The organism is Streptomyces sp. NPDC085866 (assembly GCF_044541035.1).
GTDB lineage: Bacteria > Actinomycetota > Actinomycetes > Streptomycetales > Streptomycetaceae > Streptomyces.
The window spans coordinates 173,804-190,955 of sequence record NZ_JBITSQ010000005.1 but is presented as its reverse complement, the minus strand read 5'-3'; the positions used below and the strand labels follow the sequence as shown (position 1 = coordinate 190,955).

17 protein-coding genes and 1 pseudogene are annotated in these 17,152 nt (G+C 70.9%); 9 read left to right on the top strand and 9 right to left on the bottom strand.

The features are described 5' to 3' along the window. A pseudogene (locus ACIF83_RS13880) lies at positions 1 to 256 on the top strand (ATP-dependent helicase); the annotation flags it as partial. 183 nt (positions 257 to 439) lie between these two features. Further along, positions 440 to 1,315 (top strand): alpha/beta fold hydrolase, encoded by an 876-nt coding sequence (locus tag ACIF83_RS13875; protein ID WP_399726575.1) that lies wholly within the window; start codon positions 440 to 442, stop codon positions 1,313 to 1,315. 27 nt (positions 1,316 to 1,342) lie between these two features. Here ACIF83_RS13875 and ACIF83_RS13870 read toward each other — a convergent pair whose 3' ends face one another. Then, complete coding sequence (locus ACIF83_RS13870; protein ID WP_399726572.1) at positions 1,343 to 2,239, bottom strand: NYN domain-containing protein; 897 nt, start codon at positions 2,237 to 2,239, stop codon at positions 1,343 to 1,345. Between the two features lie 203 nt (positions 2,240 to 2,442). Here ACIF83_RS13870 and ACIF83_RS13865 point away from each other — a divergent pair, with 203 nt between their 5' ends. Beyond that, positions 2,443 to 2,595, top strand: coding sequence for a hypothetical protein (locus ACIF83_RS13865; protein WP_094215082.1), 153 nt, complete (start codon positions 2,443 to 2,445; stop codon positions 2,593 to 2,595). A gap of 44 nt (positions 2,596 to 2,639) precedes the next feature. On the opposite strand, the gene ACIF83_RS13860 is transcribed toward ACIF83_RS13865, so the two are convergent. From ACIF83_RS13860 to ACIF83_RS13850, 3 genes are all read right to left on the bottom strand, one after another. Further along, positions 2,640 to 3,245 (bottom strand): MarC family protein, encoded by a 606-nt coding sequence (locus tag ACIF83_RS13860; RefSeq protein WP_398137636.1) that lies wholly within the window; start codon positions 3,243 to 3,245, stop codon positions 2,640 to 2,642. Between the two features lie 72 nt (positions 3,246 to 3,317). Beyond that, positions 3,318 to 4,175, bottom strand: a complete 858-nt coding sequence (locus ACIF83_RS13855; protein WP_393468790.1) for a PHP domain-containing protein — start codon at positions 4,173 to 4,175, stop codon at positions 3,318 to 3,320. A gap of 233 nt (positions 4,176 to 4,408) precedes the next feature. Then, positions 4,409 to 5,050, bottom strand: a complete 642-nt coding sequence (locus tag ACIF83_RS13850) for a DUF6758 family protein (protein ID WP_393468787.1) — start codon at positions 5,048 to 5,050, stop codon at positions 4,409 to 4,411. A 171-nt stretch (positions 5,051 to 5,221) separates the two neighbouring features. Here ACIF83_RS13850 and ACIF83_RS13845 point away from each other — a divergent pair, with 171 nt between their 5' ends. Further along, positions 5,222 to 6,445 (top strand): MFS transporter, encoded by a 1,224-nt coding sequence (locus tag ACIF83_RS13845; RefSeq protein WP_399726567.1) that lies wholly within the window; start codon positions 5,222 to 5,224, stop codon positions 6,443 to 6,445. Positions 6,446 to 6,486: 41 nt separating this feature from the next. Here ACIF83_RS13845 and ACIF83_RS13840 read toward each other — a convergent pair whose 3' ends face one another. Further along, positions 6,487 to 7,071 (bottom strand): suppressor of fused domain protein, encoded by a 585-nt coding sequence (locus ACIF83_RS13840; protein ID WP_398137638.1) that lies wholly within the window; start codon positions 7,069 to 7,071, stop codon positions 6,487 to 6,489. Between the two features lie 458 nt (positions 7,072 to 7,529). Between ACIF83_RS13840 and ACIF83_RS13835 the strand changes: the two genes are divergently transcribed. Together ACIF83_RS13835 and ACIF83_RS13830 are read left to right on the top strand one after the other, a co-directional pair. Then, positions 7,530 to 8,660: a magnesium and cobalt transport protein CorA gene (locus tag ACIF83_RS13835; protein ID WP_393468778.1), complete on the top strand. Its 1,131-nt coding sequence runs from the start codon at positions 7,530 to 7,532 to the stop codon at positions 8,658 to 8,660. Positions 8,661 to 8,683: 23 nt separating this feature from the next. Further along, on the top strand, positions 8,684 to 9,196 hold the full coding sequence (locus ACIF83_RS13830) for a hypothetical protein (RefSeq protein WP_399726563.1): 513 nt from the start codon (positions 8,684 to 8,686) through the stop codon (positions 9,194 to 9,196). 77 nt (positions 9,197 to 9,273) lie between these two features. Here ACIF83_RS13830 and ACIF83_RS13825 read toward each other — a convergent pair whose 3' ends face one another. Further along, positions 9,274 to 10,011 carry a hypothetical protein gene (locus ACIF83_RS13825; RefSeq protein ID WP_399726560.1) on the bottom strand — a complete coding sequence of 246 codons (738 nt, stop codon included), beginning with the start codon at positions 10,009 to 10,011 and terminating at the stop codon, positions 9,274 to 9,276. A 190-nt stretch (positions 10,012 to 10,201) separates the two neighbouring features. On the opposite strand from ACIF83_RS13825, the gene ACIF83_RS13820 reads away from it, so the two are divergent. From ACIF83_RS13820 to ACIF83_RS13810, 3 genes are read left to right on the top strand one after another with little or no spacing between them, the layout of a single operon-like run. Then, complete coding sequence (locus ACIF83_RS13820; protein ID WP_399726557.1) at positions 10,202 to 11,515, top strand: magnesium transporter MgtE N-terminal domain-containing protein; 1,314 nt, start codon at positions 10,202 to 10,204, stop codon at positions 11,513 to 11,515. Next, positions 11,505 to 12,107: a DUF1003 domain-containing protein gene (locus ACIF83_RS13815; protein ID WP_399726554.1), complete on the top strand. Its 603-nt coding sequence runs from the start codon at positions 11,505 to 11,507 to the stop codon at positions 12,105 to 12,107. Before ACIF83_RS13820 ends, ACIF83_RS13815 begins: the two co-directional genes overlap by 11 nt. A gap of 43 nt (positions 12,108 to 12,150) precedes the next feature. After that, positions 12,151 to 13,284, top strand: a complete 1,134-nt coding sequence (locus ACIF83_RS13810; RefSeq protein ID WP_393468765.1) for an Mrp/NBP35 family ATP-binding protein — start codon at positions 12,151 to 12,153, stop codon at positions 13,282 to 13,284. Positions 13,285 to 13,381: 97 nt separating this feature from the next. Here the strand turns inward: ACIF83_RS13810 and ACIF83_RS13805 are convergent, their stop codons facing one another. The 3 genes from ACIF83_RS13805 to ACIF83_RS13795 all read right to left on the bottom strand — a co-directional run bounded on the left by ACIF83_RS13805 (position 13,382) and on the right by ACIF83_RS13795 (position 16,818). Next, the gene (locus ACIF83_RS13805) at positions 13,382 to 14,053 is read right to left on the bottom strand and encodes a hypothetical protein (RefSeq protein ID WP_393468756.1); all 672 of its coding nucleotides are present in this window, start codon (positions 14,051 to 14,053) and stop codon (positions 13,382 to 13,384) included. 222 nt (positions 14,054 to 14,275) lie between these two features. Then, entirely contained in the window at positions 14,276 to 14,710 is a 435-nt protein-coding gene (locus tag ACIF83_RS13800; RefSeq protein ID WP_399726551.1) for a sec-independent translocase, read from the bottom strand. 86 nt (positions 14,711 to 14,796) lie between these two features. Next, on the bottom strand, positions 14,797 to 16,818 hold the full coding sequence (locus ACIF83_RS13795; RefSeq protein ID WP_399726548.1) for a S1C family serine protease: 2,022 nt from the start codon (positions 16,816 to 16,818) through the stop codon (positions 14,797 to 14,799). Between the last annotated feature and the right edge of the window lie 334 nt (positions 16,819 to 17,152).

Sequence of the window (17,152 nt, the reverse complement as noted above, 5' to 3'; positions counted from 1 at the left end):
GACCGCCGCTGCCGCCGCCGAACCCACGGTGGACGGAGTGGAGGTCGCCGCCGCGCCCAAGGCTCGGCGGACCCGTAAGGCCGTTGCCACCGCGGCTGTTCCGGAGATTCCGGCGCAGGCCACCGCGGAGCCGGAGACCAAGCCGCGCCGCCGCACCCGCAAGGCCGCGGAGCCCGTGGTCGAGGCCACGGAGGCGGCGCCGAAGCCGCGCCGGACGCGGAAGGCGACGGCGGCCGTGGAGGCCACCGAGGCCTGACCGGCCCACCGGTAGAACAAGCACAACCGCCTCACCCGACGGCCCGGCCCACCTCTGTGGGACCGGGCCGTCGGCCGTTTGCACCCATCTCTCCCTCCTCCCTCCCTCTGCCTGTCTCCCCCTGTCTCCCCCTGCCTCCCCCTCCCTCCACCCCGCCCGCGCGCCGCCCGATAGCCTCTCCCCATGAGCAGGCCTGCCACCTTCGTCCCGCCCCCCGGTGCCCGTGCGTACTCCCTGCGGACCGCACGCGGTGAGTTCGCCGTCGTCGACGCGCCCGTGGCCGACGGGGTCGAGCCGAAGGGTGTCGCGCTGCTGCTGCCGGGGTTCACCGGGAGCAAGGAGGACTTCAATCCGCTGCATGTGCCGCTGGCCGAGCGCGGGTACCGGACCGTGGCCGTGGACGGCCGCGGGCAGTACGAGTCGGACGGGCCCGAGCGCGACGAATCCGCCTACACGCAGGAGGAGTTGGCGCGGGACGTGCTGGCGCAGGCGGCGGCCGTCGGAACGCCGGTGCATCTGCTGGGGCACTCGCTCGGCGGGCAGATCTCGCGTGCGGCCGTGCTCCTCGACCACGCGCCGTTCCTCTCCCTCACGCTGATGGCTTCGGGCCCGGCACAGATCTCGGTCTCCCAGCAGCAGCGCGTGAAGCTGCTGCGGGACGCACTCGGCGTGATGACGATGGCGCAGGTGTGGGACGCGATGCAGGCGATGGAGGCGCCCGAGGAGACCGACACGGGCGGGCTCGACGGCGGCCTGGTCGGCCGGGACGATCTGCGGCGCCGCTGGCTGGGCAACAAGCCCGCCCAACTCCTCGCCACCGGACGCCAGTTGTGCACCGAGCCGGACCGTATCGCCGAACTGGCCGCCGTGCCCCTGCCGTTCCACGTGCTGTCGGGCTCGCAGGACGACACCTGGCCGCCGGCGCTGCTGGACGAGATGGCGGTGCGGCTTCGGGCGCGACGGTCCGTCATCGACGGGGCCGAGCACTCGCCCAACACCGACCGCCCGCTCGCCACGGCCCGGGCGATCGCCGACTTCTGGGACGAGCACCTGGGCTGAGGCCGGTGACGGACACCCGAGGCGGGGCTAGTACTGCGTCTGCAGGTGCTCCCAGAAGCCGTCCCTGAGGGCGCGGCGCAGGTCCGCCTGGCCGCGCAGGGAGTACTGGAGCAGCCCTTCGGCCTCGACCAGCAGGTCCTGGTCGACGGAGCCGGGCAGGTAGGGGTGGCCGGGGAGCAGCTCGACGAGGGCTTCGCGGCCGCGCGCGGACAGCCACTTCGCGGCGATCTGGGCGCCGACGAAACGGACGTCCTCGCGGGTGGGCCGGGTACCTGCGGGGGCCTCGTAGGCGGCGGCCGTGCGGCGGGAGACGTACGGCTTGAAGAACTCCAGGTCGAGGGTGCGCTGGCTGTCGACCTCCCAGAGCAGCGGCTCGGCCTGGTTGCGGCCTTCGGGCGCCTCGATGCCCCACAGGTGGACGCGGGCGCCGTAGCCCTGGGCCGCCTCCACCGCCGAGACCAGGTCCTCGTCGCCGCCGAGCAGGGCCGCGTCGCTGATCGCGCGGTGGCGGGCGAGCGACTCCAGGTCGGAGCGGATGAGGGAGTCGACGCCCTTCTGCTGGTTGTTGGCGTTGAGGTTGCCGAGGCGGACCTTGAGGTCGGGCAGTTCGGCGATGGACTGCTGCTCGGCGGTGTGGATGCGGCGCCGGGCGCCGTCGTACCAGTAGACGCGCAGCAGCCGGCTGTCCGCGAAGATCGTGCGGGCCTTGTCGATGAGCGCCTCGATGAGGCCCTCGGCGTCCAGGTCGAAGGCCCGTCGGTCCTCCGTCCCGGCGACCAACCGGCCGGCGGCCGCGTAGAGGTATCCCGCGTCGACGAAGATCGCGTGGGTCGAGGGCGTCTTCGCCACCTCGGCGAGCATGCGCTGCAGCAGCTCGTTGGTGTGGTCGATGCGGGCGGCGAGGGCCACCAGGTCGTCGTTCATCGCTTCCATTGTCCCGGCGGTCACGCTACGAACACAACCGGTCCCGGTCGGTCCCACGGACCGCACCTACCGGTCGGTAATTAGCTGTTCGAAAAATTTCTTTAGCGTAGGGAATGTTTGTAACACGCATCCCGTTGACTACTACGACAACAGGACACACCAGTAGTTCTCCTCAGGAGGATGACCAGACGAAGGGAGAAGCCATGCGCTTCGAAATCATGCGACTCGACGAGGTCAACGGCACCACCGTGGACAGCACCGTCGTGGACGCCGCCTCCGTCAACCGGATCGTTCAGCAGGCCGCCGCCGTCGGACAGCGCCTGTGGATCCGCCCGGCCGAGACCCCGGCCTCGTAACACGGACCGCCACTCAAGCTTTCCGGGGGAGCCGAGCCCACGTCTCAGCTCCCCCGGATCACCTGAGTGACACCGTTGATGATCTGCTGCACCGCGATCGCGGAAAGCATCATGCCCGCGAGCCGCGTCACGAGGACCACGCCGCCGTCCTTGATGACCCGGATGATCAGCAGCGAGTAACGCATCACCAGCCACAGCACGACATGGATCGCGAGGATCGCGGACCACACCGAGACCTGCGTGGCCGCACTGTCGGCCTTCTGCACGGCCAGGATCACGGACACGATGGCACCGGGCCCCGCGAGCAGCGGCATGCCCAGTGGCACGAGGGCGACGTTCACGTCCTTGGTCTGCTTCGGCTCGTCGGTCTTGCCGGTGAGCAGGTCGAGCGCGATCAGCAGAAGCAGCAGACCGCCCGCGATCATCAGCGCGGGGACGGAGACGTGCAGGTAGTTCAGGATCTGGTGGCCCAGGACGCCGAACGTGGCGATGACCCCGAAGGCCACGCAGACGGCTTGGAAGGCCATCCGCTTCTGCACCTTGGCGGGGCGCCCCGCGGTCAGCGCGAGGAAGATCGGGGTGATCCCGGGGGGATCCATGATGACAAAAAGGGTCAGGAACAGGGAGCCGAAGACGGCGACGTCGAACATGGCGGAAGTACAGGCCTTGCAGGAGAGAGCGAAACGGGCGTGAGACGGAGCGGGGTCGACCCCTGAGGGGTCTCAGGCCCCGCCGGTGCCCGGCACCGGGAAAGCGCCGGTGGCCCGCCGGATGATCTCCCCGTACACCTCGGGGTCCGTCGTGTAGTCGCCCAGCGACACGGTCTTGCGGCTGCCGTGGTAGTCCGAGGACCCCGTGATCAGCAGCCCCAGCTCCTTCGCGAGGTCCCGCAGGCGCTCCCGGGCGTCGAGGTCGTGGTCCATGTGGTCGACCTCGATGCCGTCCAGGCCGGCCGCGGCCATCTCGGCGATCGCGGACTCCGGCACCGTGCGGCCACGCTTGGCGGCGGCCGGGTGCGCGAAGACGGCCACGCCGCCCGCGCCCTTGATCAGCCGGATCGCCTCGAATGGGTCGGTCTCATGTTTCTCCACGAAGGCCCGGCCACCGTCGGCCAGCCACTCCTCGGTGAACGCGTCGCTCACCGTGGGCACGACGCCCAGCTCGACGAGCGCGGTCGCGACATGCGGACGCCCCACGGAACCGCCGGCGGCGATCCGCTCGACCTGCTCCCAGGTGACCGGCACGCCCAGCGCGTTCAGCTTGGCGACCATGCCCTGCGCCCGCGGCACCCGGTCGTCCCGGACCAGCTCCCGCTCGGCGAGCAGGGCGGGCTCCTCGGGGTCGAAGAGGTAGGCCAGCATGTGCATGGAGATGCCGTCGATACGACAGGACAGCTCGGCGCCGGTCACCAGAGTGAGCCCCTCGGGCACCGCGGCGATCGCCTCGGCGTACCCACGAGTGGTGTCATGGTCGGTCAGCGCGACGACGTCCAGTCCGGCGGCAGCGGCATTGCGTACCAGCTCGGCCGGGGTGTCCGTGCCGTCGGAAGCCGTGGAGTGGCAGTGCAGATCGATACGCACGACACGAACTCCAGGCGGTGACGGGACGGAAGGGGACACCTAAGGATAGCGGTCGCGAAGGGATGCCCTGTCACACCCGCACCCAGCGAGCACCCCCTACAAGGTGGCGCAGCCACCAAGGGGAGCGGAGAACTGCGCAAGGGCGGCACAGTCGCCGAACGACCGCGAGGAACTGTGCGGCCAGCCACAACACACCCGCAGCCGCCGACTACCAGCCCCCACCCCAGCGGACGCTACGGCTGAAGCAAGCGCGGCGAAAGCGCCCCGCACGGCACCAGATCCAGCTCCGCCCCAGCTTCCCGCAGATCCGTCAGCACCAGCTCGTCGTACATGAGCAGGCCGGCCTGCTCGGGCCACATCACCGCCCACAGCCACATCCCGAGCGCCTCACCGGCGAAGACGGCACGGTCGTCGGGCGTGCGATAGACGTGCCAGAGCGGGGTCGGGCGGCCGGCGGCCAAGACCTTGGCCTGGGGCGGTTTCTCGACGTTCATGTACGCCCCCGGGTCGGGGCCGTCAATGCCCGCGTACCGCGCGCCGAGACCGACGCCGAGCTCCTCGGCGACCAGGATCAGCTCACCCATGCCGCCGAGCGGGCCCGGACCGGAGCAGGCCACGGCGCTGGCACGGCCGCCGCTGCGGTCGTCGCCCGCGTAGGCGACACCGGTGAACAGCCACCCGACCGGCAGCGGCCATGGCATCCACACCGGGACCTGCGTGCGATGCACCACGACATTGAGCGCCTCGACGCTGGGCGGGATCACGGGCTGCAGCGGATGCACCGTCCCGTGCGCATCACACTGCCAGGAATCGGCGAAGAGACCGGGAGCCCTGACCCGGCCACCACACTTCGGGCAACTGGGTTCGCCCCTCATAGGGCTCCACGGTCCTACCCGGACCGGCCCACGTCAAGGACGATCACCCGTCCGGGTGGAACGCGTGTACCCACCCCACCAGGCGAAACTAGATGCACCTTGCATTAATTAGCCCCGCTAACTTACTATGTGCATAAACCAACTATCTGCTCGTCCGGACGGGAGAAGCACATGGACCCCTTCGACGCGGGAGCCGGCGGCATCCTCCGGCAGCCCAGGGCGGTCTGGGCCACGGCCGGCGCCTCCGTGGTCGCCTTCATGGGTATCGGCCTCGTCGACCCGATCCTGCCGTCCATCGCACAGGGCCTGGACGCCACCGCCAGTCAGGTGTCGCTGCTCTTCACCTCGTACTTCCTGATCACCGCGGTGGCGATGCTGCTGACCGGCTTCGTCTCCAGCCGCATCGGCGGCCGCAGGACCCTGCTGCTCGGCCTCGCGTTTGTGGTCGTCTTCGCGGGGCTCGCCGGCACGTCGGGCTCGGTCGCGCAACTCGTCGGGTTCCGGGCCGGCTGGGGTCTGGGCAACGCCCTGTTCGTGTCCACCGCCCTCGCGGTGATCGTGGGCGCCGCGGCCGGGGGCAGCGCGGCGGCGATCCTGCTGTACGAGTCCGCGCTCGGCCTCGGAATGGCCTGCGGTCCGCTGCTCGGCGCGGTCCTCGGCAACGTCAGCTGGCGCTACCCGTTCTTCGGCACGGCCACACTGATGGCGATCGGCTTCCTGTGCATCACGGCGTTCCTGAAGGAGCAGCCGAAGCCGGACCGCAAGACCTCGGTCCTGGACCCGATCAGGGCGCTCGGACACGGCGGCCTCGCCTCGGCGGCGACCTCGGCGTTCTTCTACAACTACACGTTCTTCACCGTGCTGGCCTTCACGCCGTTCGTGCTGAACATGACCCCCTACCGCTCCGGCGCGGTGTTCTTCGCCTGGGGCGTGCTGCTCGCCGTCTTCTCGGTGATCGTGGCCCCGCGGATGCAGCGGCGGTTCGGTTCGCTGAAGGTGCTCGGCGGCTCGCTGGTGCTGCTCGCGGCGGACGTGCTCGTGCTCGGCTACGGCAACCACACCGCGGCCGTGGTCTGCACGATCCTGTCCGGCGCCTTCATCGGCGTGAACAACACCGTGTACACCGAGTTGGCCCTCGGCGTGTCGGACGCGCCGCGCCCGGTGGCGAGCGCGGGCTACAACTTCGTCCGGTGGTTCGCGGCCGCCGCGGCGCCGTACTTCGCGCCGAAGATCGAGGAGTGGAGCGACATCCACGTCCCGTTCGTGGTCGCGGCGGTCACCGCGGTGCTGGGCGCGGTGGTGGTCGCCGTACGGCGGAAGGCCCTCACCGAGGAGGCCGAGAAGCCGGAGGCGGCGCACGCCACCGAGGACGACGTCACCGTCTTTGCCAACTGACCGATTCCAGCCTTGTGTTGGTGAGATCGCTCACTCAGGGGTCAGTCGAGCGGGACAGACTTGCGGGCGGGGTCCCTCAGGTCCGTGCCGTTCGCGAGCCAGCGCTCCTGGAGGGCCTGGGCGCCGTGCACCCGCTTCCAGGCGGCCTCGTTCGGCGTCATCGGCAGCAGCGGCAGGAACCGTACGGGATCCATCGGATCGTCCAGCTCCAGATCCTCGACGAGCCCCCCGGGTTCCCCGACCAGGACCGAGGTGAAGGGGGCGCCGGGCCACAGCGGATCCCCGACGTCCAGGGAGGCGCCGGGGGTCACCACCAGGCCCTCCACCTGCGGGGACGCGGCGAGTACGGCGAGCGCACGGAGCACCTTGTCGGTCTCCGCGAGGCCCGCGCGGACCGACAGGACCAGCTCGGCGCGGGGGCCCTTGACGGGGTCGGCGAGCATCGCCGTGGGATCCGTCATCGGGTGCACGGACATGCCGAGCGTGGCGTAGCGGACCACGTCCCCCTCCTGGAAACGGAGCACCTCGATGCGGTCCGTACCGAGGAAGGTGACCGCGGCGCGCGCGTCCGGTGCGCCCAGCGCGGTGGTCAACCGGGCCTCGACGAGAGGAAGAACATCAACCATGCGGTGAGCATAGAACTCGTCAGCAGCGGGCAAAGCGGCGCCTTGACACTATGGGCTGCTGCTACGCTGAGCCGGTGGTTCGGGGCAGCACGCAGAAGCGTCGCTATCAAGTCCCGACGCCGATGAGACTCCCTTACGAGGGACCGGCCGGAGGAGGTGGGGCTGTCATGGATCGAAGTCGACCTGGTAGTACCACTCGCTCTTCCGGCTGCTGATGTAGTTCCTGGCTGGCTGCCGCCTTCCCGTTCGCGTCTTCGTTCGGAAGAGCACTTCGTTTCGCTTTGCCTGATCTGTCTGACCTGAATCAGTTCTGCATCAGTAGCGAAGTCGCCACCGCGACGGTGCGGTGCTCCCCGCTTTGTGGACGTGCCAAACATCCGCAGTCAGGACGTCCCCATTCCGGGTAGTTCCACCCGTTGCCGTGCGCTTTCGCTGCCCGCCCGCGAAGGAGCCTGCCCATGTCGATGATCCGCGACCTGCGTGCCGTGGTCCGTCCGTCGTCCCGTGTCTCGCTGCGCAAGACGACGAGCACGAGCGCCTCGTACGACACCACGCGTGACCCGGCCACGCCCTCGGCCGTCGTCGACTGCGCGGTCTACCGTGACGGCGCCCGGGTGCAGAGCGCTGGGCCGCTGACCCCGCAGGAGGCGATGCGGCAGGTGCGCCGCGACGGCGGGTTCGTGTGGATCGGTCTGCACGAGCCGACCGAGGCGGAATTCGCCGGTATCGCCCGCGAGTTCGGGCTGCACCCGCTGGCCGTCGAGGACGCGGTCCAGGCCCACCAGCGGCCCAAGCTGGAGCGGTACGACGACTCGCTCTTCACCGTCTTCAAGACCATCCACTACGTCGAGCACGACCGACTGACCGCCACCAGCGAGGTCGTCGAGACCGGCGAGGTCATGTGCTTCACCGGCCGGGACTTCTTCATCACCGTCCGGCACGGCGGCCAGGGTTCCCTGCGGGCGCTGCGCCACCGGCTGCAGGACGACCCCGAGCTGCTCGCGAAGGGCCCCTCGGCCGTGCTGCACGCCATCGCCGACCATGTCGTGGACGGGTACATCGCGGTCGCCGACGCGGTGCAGGACGACATCGACGAGGTGGAGACCGAGGTCTTCTCGCCGGGCCGCCGGGGCGGGGTCTCGCGTGGTGTGGACTCGGCGCGGATCTACCAACTCAAGCGTGAGGTGCTGGAGTTCAAGCGGGCGGTGGCTCCGCTGCTGCGGCCGATGCAGCTGCTGAGCGAGCGGCCGATGCGGCTGGTCGACCCGGACATCCAGAAGTACTTCCGGGACGTCGCCGACCACCTCGCCCGGGTCCAGGAGCAGGTCGTGGGCTTCGACGAGCTGCTCAACTCCATCCTCCAGGCCAACCTCGCGCAGGCGTCCGTCGCGCAGAACGAGGACATGCGCAAGATCACCGCCTGGGCCGCGATCATCGCCGTGCCGACGATGGTGTGCGGGGTGTACGGCATGAACTTCAAGTACATGCCCGAGCTGCACTGGAAGTACGGCTACCCGGTGATCATGGGGATCACGGTCGTGCTGTGTCTGGGCATCCACCGCACGCTGAAGCGCAACGGCTGGCTGTGAGCGGGCCCGGATAGGCTGGGCGCATGACAAGCGAGCTGCTCGACCTGGCCCTCATCGAGGAGGCCGGCAAGAAGTCCGGCCTCATCTGGGTCAGGGGTGCCGACGCCCCGGCCGCGCGTGCGCTCTGGCACGTGTGGCACGAGGGTGCGGTGTGCCTGGTCGGCGACGGGCCCGGAGAGCAGCCGCTGCCCGGTCTCACCGACGGCGGCTCCGCCGAGGTGACCGTGCGCAGCAAGGACAAGGGGGGCCGGCTGGTGAGCTGGCCGGCGACCGTGTCCGAGCTGGCCTCCGGCTCACCGGAGTGGGAGGCGGCGGTGGCCGAGCTGAAGGGGAAGCGGCTCAACGCCCCCGACGGCGAGGAGATGCCGGGGCGCTGGGCGCGCGAGTGCCGGGTGCTCCGCCTGGTGCCGGCGGGGGCTTCGGTGCCGTTGCCTGATGGCAGCCTGGCGGAACGACCGTTGCCGACTCCGGCGACCACGCGTCAGCCGATCCCGGCGGGTCTGCCTCGGCTGCTGGCCAAGCGCCGGAAGAAGTAGCGCCGGGGCCGGGCAGGCTTCGGCCCCGGCGCAAACGTACGTCGTGGCTGATCGCCGTTGCGGCGGAGTCGGGTGATCTACGACGTCGGTAGCTGCTTGCCGTAGTCCACCGTCTCCGACTTCGCGGGCTCGGTCACGGTGAAGTCCTTGCCCCAGTCCGAGAAGCTGAGCGTTCCTGCGCTGCCGGCGCGGACCAGGCGGAGGGGATACGGCTTGCCCTGGAGGGAGACGTCGAGGGTGCCGCCGGAGCCGGCGTCGCCGGTGATGCGGATGGTGGGGGTGCCGGACTGGTCGTGGTGGCCGTCCGTCGCCAGCTTGCCGTGCAGGGTCAGCAGACCGCCGAGGAGGACGGCCTTGTCCGTGAAGCCGCTGAACTTCTTGTACGCGGGATCACCCTGCGGCACCTTGACGTACTTGCCGTTGAGCTTGCCGGCCGCCCCGGTGTCCCCGCCGTGGCTCCAGAAGTCCGCGTCGGCCTTCAGATACAGCTGCTCGCCGACCCGCAGCAGGCCGAACGTCGACCCCTGGGACGTGACCGAACCGGTGCCGCCGTCGTCCTTCAGCCGCATGTCCAGCTTGTACGTACGGCCGCTGGTGACGACGGTCCCGGACAGCCGCACCGCGGGCGCCGCGTCCGCCGCGGCCCGGGTCTTCGTCTGGATCTGCTCCGGGGACAGCTTGCCGACCCCGTTGGTCCCCGCATCCGGGTCCTCGCTGCTGCACCCCGTCAGCACCATCGCTCCCGTCGCGGCCAGTGCGCATGCCGCGCTCACCAGCGTGGCCCGGCGGGTACGGCCCTGGGGAATCGCAGTCACAGGTGACGCTGCCTTTCTGACGAGTCCTGAGCGGCGTACCGCAGCGTACCGGGGCCCCACCCGCCCGGCGGAGCCAGTCCGTCCGGACCGCCCACCAGGGCGTATCCGATCGGTACGGGCTAGCCTGAAGCGCACGCGAGCGGGCAGAGAACAGCAATTCCCACGCAATGCGAGCAAAGGAAGCACAGCCATGGCAGCCGGCGCCCCCCGGATCTTCGTCTCGCACCTCGCCGGGGTCCCCGTCTTCGATCCGACCGGCGACCAGGTCGGTCGCGTACGCGAACTGGTCGTCATGCTGCGCGTCGGGCGACGGCCCCCGCGCGTCCTCGGGCTGGTCGTCGAACTGTCCACCCGGCGCCGTATCTTCCTGCCCATGACCCGGGTCACCGGCATCGAGTCCGGGCAGGTCATCACCACCGGCGTGCTCAACGTCCGCCGCTTCGAGCAGCGGCCCACCGAGCGGCTGGTCTTCGGGGAGCTGCTGGACCGGCGGGTGACGCTGGTGGAGACCGGCGAGGAGGTCACCGTCCTCGACGTGTCCGTGCAGCAGCTGCCCGCCCGCCGGGACTGGGAGGTCGACCGCGTCTTCGTCCGGAAGGGGAAGAAGGGCGGCGCCTTCCGGCGGGCCAAGGGCGAGACGCTGACCGTGGAGTGGTCGGCCGTGACCGGCTTCTCCCTGGAGGAGCACGGGCAGGGCGCGGAGAGCCTGCTCGCCACCTTCGAGCAGCTGCGCCCCGCCGACCTCGCCAACGTCCTGCACCACCTCTCCGCCAAGCGGCGTGGCGAGGTCGCCGCCGCCCTGGACGACGACCGCCTCGCCGATGTCCTGGAGGAGCTGCCGGAGGACGATCAGATCGAGATCCTCGGCAAGCTGAAGGAGGAGCGCGCGGCCGACGTCCTGGAGGCCATGGACCCCGACGACGCGGCCGACCTGCTCTCCGAGCTCCCGGAGGAGGACAAGGAGCGGCTGCTGAGCCTGATGCAGCCCGCCGACGCGGCCGAGATGCGGCGCCTGATGTCGTACGAGGAGCACACCGCGGGCGGTCTGATGACCACCGAGCCGATCGTGCTGCGCCCGGACGCCACCGTCGCCGACGCGCTCGCCCGGGTCCGCAATCCCGACCTCTCCCCCGCCCTGGCCGCCCAGGTCTACGTCTGCCGGCCGCCCGACGAGACCCCGACCGGCAAGTACCTGGGCACCGTGCACTTCCAGCGGCTGCTGCGCGACCCCCCGTACACCCTGGTCAGCTCGCTCGTCGACGACGATCTGCAGCCCCTGGACCCCGACGCCACGCTGCCGGTCATCGCCGGGTTCTTCGCGACGTACGACATGGTCGCCGCGCCCGTGGTGGACGAGTCCGGTGCGCTGCTCGGGGCGGTGACCGTGGACGACGTACTCGACCACATGCTGCCCGAGGACTGGCGGGAGACGGAGTTTCATCTGAACGAGGAGAACGGGGCGAACGGGGCGGCGAGCGAGGGGGCGAGCGCGCATGGCTCCTGAGCGTGAGAGCAACCGCGAGCGCACCCCGGTGGGCGCCACGGCCGCCACCCGGCCCCGCACACCCCGCCTGGACCAGCCGCGCCCGCCCCGGCGCCGGATCCTGCCCGAGTGGGACCCGGAGGCCTTCGGACGGCTGTCGGAGAAGATCGCCCGCTTCCTGGGCACGGGACGCTTCATCGTCTGGATGACGGTCGTCATCATCCTGTGGGTGGTGTGGAACATCTTCGCGCCGGCCGTCCTGCGCTTCGACAACTACCCGTTCATCTTCCTGACCCTGATGCTGTCCCTGCAGGCCTCCTACGCGGCCCCGCTGATCCTGCTCGCGCAGAACAGGCAGGACGACCGCGACCGGGTCAACCTCGAACAGGACCGCAAGCAGAACGAGCGTTCCATCGCCGACACCGAGTACCTGACCCGGGAGGTCGCGGCGCTCCGCATGGGTCTGGGCGAGGTGGCCACCCGCGACTGGATCCGCTCCGAGCTGCAGGACCTGATCAAGGAGCTGGAGGAGCGACGACGTCACGACGGCCATGTCGTATTCCCGGCGGAACGGGCAGAACGGTCGCCGGGACGTGACGCAGAAGACCGCTGAGGGGCTACCCGGAGGCCCCTCGGCGCGCCGTACCATCGTCCTTATGGCTACGGAAGACGCGGTGCGCGAGGCACTGGCGACGGTGAACGACCCCGAGATCAACCGACCCATCACCGAACTGGGGATGGTCAAATCGGTGGAGATCGGCGCGGACGGAGCGGTTGCGGTGACCGTCTACCTGACCGTCTCCGGCTGCCCGATGCGCGACACGATCACCCAGCGGGTGACGGAGGCGGTCTCCCGGGTCGAGGGCGTCACCCGGGTCGACGTCACGCTGGACGTGATGAGCGACGAGCAGCGCAAGGAGCTGGCGGCGGCCCTGCGCGGCGGCCAGGCCGAGCGCGAGGTCCCGTTCGCCAAGCCGGGCAACCTCACCCGGGTCTACGCGGTCGCCTCCGGCAAGGGCGGCGTCGGCAAGTCCTCGGTGACGGTCAACCTGGCGGCGGCGATGGCCGCCGACGGCCTCAAGGTGGGCGTGGTCGACGCCGACATCTACGGCCACTCGGTGCCGCGCATGCTGGGCGTGGACGGCCGTCCGACCCAGGTCGAGAACATGATCATGCCGCCGTCCGCGAACGGCGTGAAGGTCATCTCCATCGGCATGTTCACCCCGGGCAACGCCCCCGTCGTCTGGCGCGGCCCGATGCTCCACCGCGCGCTGCAGCAGTTCCTCGCGGACGTCTACTGGGGCGACCTCGACGTCCTGCTCCTGGACCTCCCGCCCGGCACCGGTGACATCGCGATCTCCGTCGCCCAGCTCGTCCCGAACGCCGAGATCCTGGTCGTCACGACGCCTCAGCAGGCCGCGGCCGAGGTGGCCGAGCGAGCCGGCGCCATCGCCGTCCAGACCCACCAGAAGATCGTCGGCGTGGTCGAGAACATGTCCGGCCTGCCCTGCCCGCACTGCGGCGAGATGGTCGACGTCTTCGGCACGGGCGGCGGCCAGCTGGTGGCGGACGGCCTGACCCGCACCACGGGCGCGACGGTCCCCGTCCTCGGCAACATCCCCATCGACGTCCGCCTCCGCGAGGGCGGCGACGAGGGCAAGCCGGTCGTCCTGACGGACCCGGAGTCCCCGGCGGGCTCGGCCCTGCGAGCGATCGCGGGCAAGCTGGGCGGCCGCCAGCGGGGGCTGTCGGGGCTGTCGCTGGGGATCACCCCCAAGAACAAGTTCTAGGGCAGCTCAGGACAGTTCCTGGGCCTCCACGACGAAGGGGGCGCCGTCCGCAACGGACGGCGCCCCCTTCGTCGTGGAGCCTTGCTCCGTGCTCGCGCTAGGCGTACGTCGAGATGTCCTTGATCATGGCGAAGCCGAGGCCGTAGGCGCTCATTCCTCTGCCGTACGCGCCCACGTGCACGCCCTCGTGCGTGGAGCCCGCGAGGACCCAGCCGAACTCGGACTCCTGGTAGTGGAAGGGCATGGGCACCCCGTCCACCGGAAGGGACAGGGTGGACCACTCGGGTCCGTCGAGGTCATCGGCCAGGGCCCACGCGGTCTCCGTCTGCTGCTCCAGCCAGTCGTCCCGCAGGCTGTGGTCCATCTGGCCGGGCCACGTGAACGACAGCAGCCCCACCCCCGCCAGCCACGCCGCCGAGGAGACCGAGGTCGCCTCCAGCAGGCCCGTGCCGTCGGCGCTCCGCCGGGACGGGTTCGCCGCCACGGTCACCACGACCGCGAACTTCTCCCGGGGCTCGTCCGCGGACGCGGCAACGTGCTCGTTGCGGACGGAGGGCTCGTCACCGTGCCCGATCGACCCGTGTTCGACGGCACCGTCGGCCGCCGTGCCGACCTGCATCAGCCAGCGGGGCCCCGTGAACGCCTCGTCGAGGCCGTACCACGGGAAGGGCGCCTGCAGGTAGCCGTCGACCGTACGCCGGGCGAAGGGGAGCTGCTGTCCGCCCTCCGCGGCCGACGCCTGCGCGCCCACCCGACTCGTCGTCTCCATCTCCCGGACGCCTCCTCGCTCTCGTCGGACCGGGGTGGCCCGCCCCCCTTCGGGCGTACTGTCCGGTCCGCACAACAACTCGGCAGCATATCCACACCGCTGAGAGCAGCAGGGAAAGCGCCCGGCGCGTGGGTCGCACAGAAGGCCTGTTCGCGCCGTGAGCGGCGGGTGCGCGCTATGAAACGCGTCACGTCCGCCGCTCGGTGCGCGTGTCGGGTCCGGTCAGGTGGCGTCCGCGTCGAACGGCGGACGGTCGTCCTTGCCGGTGTCCTCGGGCTTCTTGGTCATGTCGATGCGCCCGCCGGCGGAGGACGACGAGGACGATGCCTCGCTCTCGCGGCTGTGGACGGCGTCCGTGACCTCGACCATCTCCTTCTTCAGGTCGAAGCCGTTACGGATCTCCTTCAGCCCCAGTTCGTCGTTGTCCAGCTGCTTGCGGATGAACGTCTTGGGGTTGAGGTCCTCGAACTCGAAATCCTTGAACTCCGGGCCGAGTTCATTGCGGATGTCCTGCTTCGCGCCCTCCGAGAACTCACGGATCTTCCGGATCGTGCGCGTCACGTCCTGGATGACCTTGGGGAGCTTGTCGGGACCGAAGACGAGCACAGCGAGCACGATGATCGTCAGCAGCTCGAGTGGTCCTATGTCATTGAACACCTGACACTCCCATTGCGATGTTCTCGGTCGCTCAACGGTACCCGGCGTAGCTGTCGGACCGGTACCGTCCCGAGGTGAGACTTCTGTCAGTTCTGGTCCGAAGCGCCCAGCACGAGTGAGACATCCCTTGTGCCGCCGTGTTCGACCGTCAGACGCAGCCCGTCGCCCGGTCGGTGGGCGCGGATCTTGACGATCAGTTCCTTGCCCGAGTGGACGCGCTGTCCGTCGACCTCGGTGATGACGTCGCCCGCGCGCAGGCCGGCCCGGTCGCCGGGACCGCCCTTGGCGACGGCGGGGCCGCCGTCGCGGGCCTTGGTGTCGATACGGGCGCCGTCGCCGGTGTAGCCCATGTCGAGGGTGACACCGATGACGGGGTGGGTGGCGTGGCCGTCGTTGATCAGTTCCTCGGCGACCCGCCGGGCCTGGTTGACGGGGATGGCGAAGCCGAGGCCGATCGAGCCGGCCTGTCCGGTCCCGGAGTCGGTGCCGTCGTCGGCGGAGCGGATGGCGGAGTTGATGCCGATGACCCGGGCCCGGGAGTCGAGGAGGGGGCCGCCGGAGTTGCCCGGGTTGATGGGGGCGTCGGTCTGCAGCGCGTCGACGTACGACACGTCGCTGCCGTCGCCCTTCTCCCCGCCGGCCGTGATGGGCCGTTCCTTGGCGCTGATGATGCCGGAGGTGACGGTGTTGGCCAGGTCGAAGGGGGCGCCGATGGCGACGACCGGGTCGCCGACCTGGACGTTGTCGGAGTTGCCGAGGGGCATGGGGGTGAGCCCGTGGACACCGCTGACCTGGACGACGGCCAGGTCGTATCCGCTGTCGCGGCCCACGACCTTCCCCTTGGCGGTGGCGCCGCTGCTGAACGTCACCGATATCTCGCCGCCGGACGCGGCGGGCTGGACGACGTGGTTGTTGGTGAGGATGTGGCCGCGGGCGTCGAGCACGAAGCCCGTACCGGTGCCCGCCTCGTCGGCCCCGCGTACGTGCAGGGTGACGACGCTGGGCAGCGCCCGGGCGGCGATCCCGGCGACGCTGTCCGGCGCCCGTCCGGCCGGCACCTTTCCGGCCTGCGGCAGCTGGATGTCTCCCACGCCCTCGCGCTCGACATAGGCGCCGGCGATCCCGCCGATGCCGCTGGAGACGACGGCGACCAACACCGTCCAGCCGAGGAGGATCCGCCTGCCCCGCCTGCGCCGCTGCTCCTTGGTGAGCACTGCCGCACCGGTCTGCTGCAGCGGTCCGTGCACGAGGGGCTGCTGCCCGTCGGCGGACACGGCCCAGGGGTCGTAGCGCTGCCAGGGGCCGGCGTCGGCCGGCTCCGGCGGAACGGAAGCACCGGCCTCCGGCGAGGCTGCGGCCACGGCGCCGGGGTCGGGCAGCTCCCCCGGCGCACGCTCCGACGGCGCGCCCGGCGCGGATACCGAGGCATCCACCGACTGGGGCGCACCCGGGTCCGCGGGGGCGGGCGAGACCGGAGCCATGTGCCCCGGCGCGGGCGGAGCTGCCTGCGCCGGTATTTGTGACGGCTGCGGTGCCTGAAGGGCCGCGTGCGCCTGGGCAGGGGCGGGTGCCTGCGGGACAGCCTGGGCCTGGGCAGGAGCGGGTGCCTGCGGGACAGCCTGCGCCTGCGGAGCGGCGGAGACCTGCGGAGCGGCCGGAGCCTGCGGGACGGCCTGCGCCCGGGCAGGAGCGGGTGCCTGCGGGACAGCCTGGGCCTGGGCAGGAGCGGGTGCCTGCGGGACAGCCTGCGCCTGCGGAGCGGCGGAGACCTGCGGAGCGGCCGGAGCCTGCAGAGCGGCCTGCGCCGGCGAAGCGGCAGTTGCCTGCGGTGCGGCCGCAGGTGGTGCAGCCGTCGGTGCCTGCGGAAGCGCCGGCCCCTGCGAAGCGGCCGGAGCTGGCGCAGCCGCCTGTGGCTGTGCAGCCGCCGGAGTCGGCATGCCCTGGGCCGCTGTCGCCGCCGGGTGCTGGACCGGTGGTGCGGGTGCCCAGGGGCCCGGCTCGCCGTAGGGCGGGGTGCTGTAGGGGTCGGGGTCGTGCAGGGGCTTGGGACGCTCGGCAGGCGGTACGACGACGGAGCCCGCCTCGGCCGACTCTGCCGTGGCCGGCACCACTCCCCCGGCCGGCTCTGCCACGGCCGCCGCCGAATCCGCAGCCACCTGCTCAGCCGCAACAGGGCCATCGGCAACGGGCTCGGCCGCGCCGCTCGCGGCCCCGCCCGTCCCCGTGCCGCCCGGTGCAACCACCGCAGGCTTCGCCAGCTCGAAGTCGCCGTCAGCGAGCCTCGCCGGTGGTTCCCCCGCCGACGTCTGTTCCCCGTGTTCCCCCTGCTCCCCGGGCGGGACGGACGTCGGGTTCCCCTCGTTCATGCTCTCCCCACGGCTGGCCGCGGCCGCGCGCTTCGGCGGTGGCCGCGGAACGTCGACTCCGTGCCCGGGTCAGCAC

What these genes read in the sequence shown, in the direction of transcription:
- ACIF83_RS13875 (WP_399726575.1), top strand. Translation starts at nt 440, where the DNA reads ATGAGCAGGCCTGCCACCTTCGTCCCGCCCCCCGGTGCCCGTGCGTAC.
- ACIF83_RS13870 (WP_399726572.1), bottom strand. Translation starts at nt 2,239, where the DNA reads ATGAACGACGACCTGGTGGCCCTCGCCGCCCGCATCGACCACACCAAC.
- ACIF83_RS13865 (WP_094215082.1), top strand. Translation starts at nt 2,443, where the DNA reads ATGCGCTTCGAAATCATGCGACTCGACGAGGTCAACGGCACCACCGTG.
- ACIF83_RS13860 (WP_398137636.1), bottom strand. Translation starts at nt 3,245, where the DNA reads ATGTTCGACGTCGCCGTCTTCGGCTCCCTGTTCCTGACCCTTTTTGTC.
- ACIF83_RS13850 (WP_393468787.1), bottom strand. Translation starts at nt 5,050, where the DNA reads ATGAGGGGCGAACCCAGTTGCCCGAAGTGTGGTGGCCGGGTCAGGGCT.
- ACIF83_RS13845 (WP_399726567.1), top strand. Translation starts at nt 5,222, where the DNA reads ATGGACCCCTTCGACGCGGGAGCCGGCGGCATCCTCCGGCAGCCCAGG.
- ACIF83_RS13840 (WP_398137638.1), bottom strand. Translation starts at nt 7,071, where the DNA reads ATGGTTGATGTTCTTCCTCTCGTCGAGGCCCGGTTGACCACCGCGCTG.
- ACIF83_RS13835 (WP_393468778.1), top strand. Translation starts at nt 7,530, where the DNA reads ATGTCGATGATCCGCGACCTGCGTGCCGTGGTCCGTCCGTCGTCCCGT.
- ACIF83_RS13830 (WP_399726563.1), top strand. Translation starts at nt 8,684, where the DNA reads ATGACAAGCGAGCTGCTCGACCTGGCCCTCATCGAGGAGGCCGGCAAG.
- ACIF83_RS13820 (WP_399726557.1), top strand. Translation starts at nt 10,202, where the DNA reads ATGGCAGCCGGCGCCCCCCGGATCTTCGTCTCGCACCTCGCCGGGGTC.
- ACIF83_RS13815 (WP_399726554.1), top strand. Translation starts at nt 11,505, where the DNA reads ATGGCTCCTGAGCGTGAGAGCAACCGCGAGCGCACCCCGGTGGGCGCC.
- ACIF83_RS13810 (WP_393468765.1), top strand. Translation starts at nt 12,151, where the DNA reads ATGGCTACGGAAGACGCGGTGCGCGAGGCACTGGCGACGGTGAACGAC.
- ACIF83_RS13805 (WP_393468756.1), bottom strand. Translation starts at nt 14,053, where the DNA reads ATGGAGACGACGAGTCGGGTGGGCGCGCAGGCGTCGGCCGCGGAGGGC.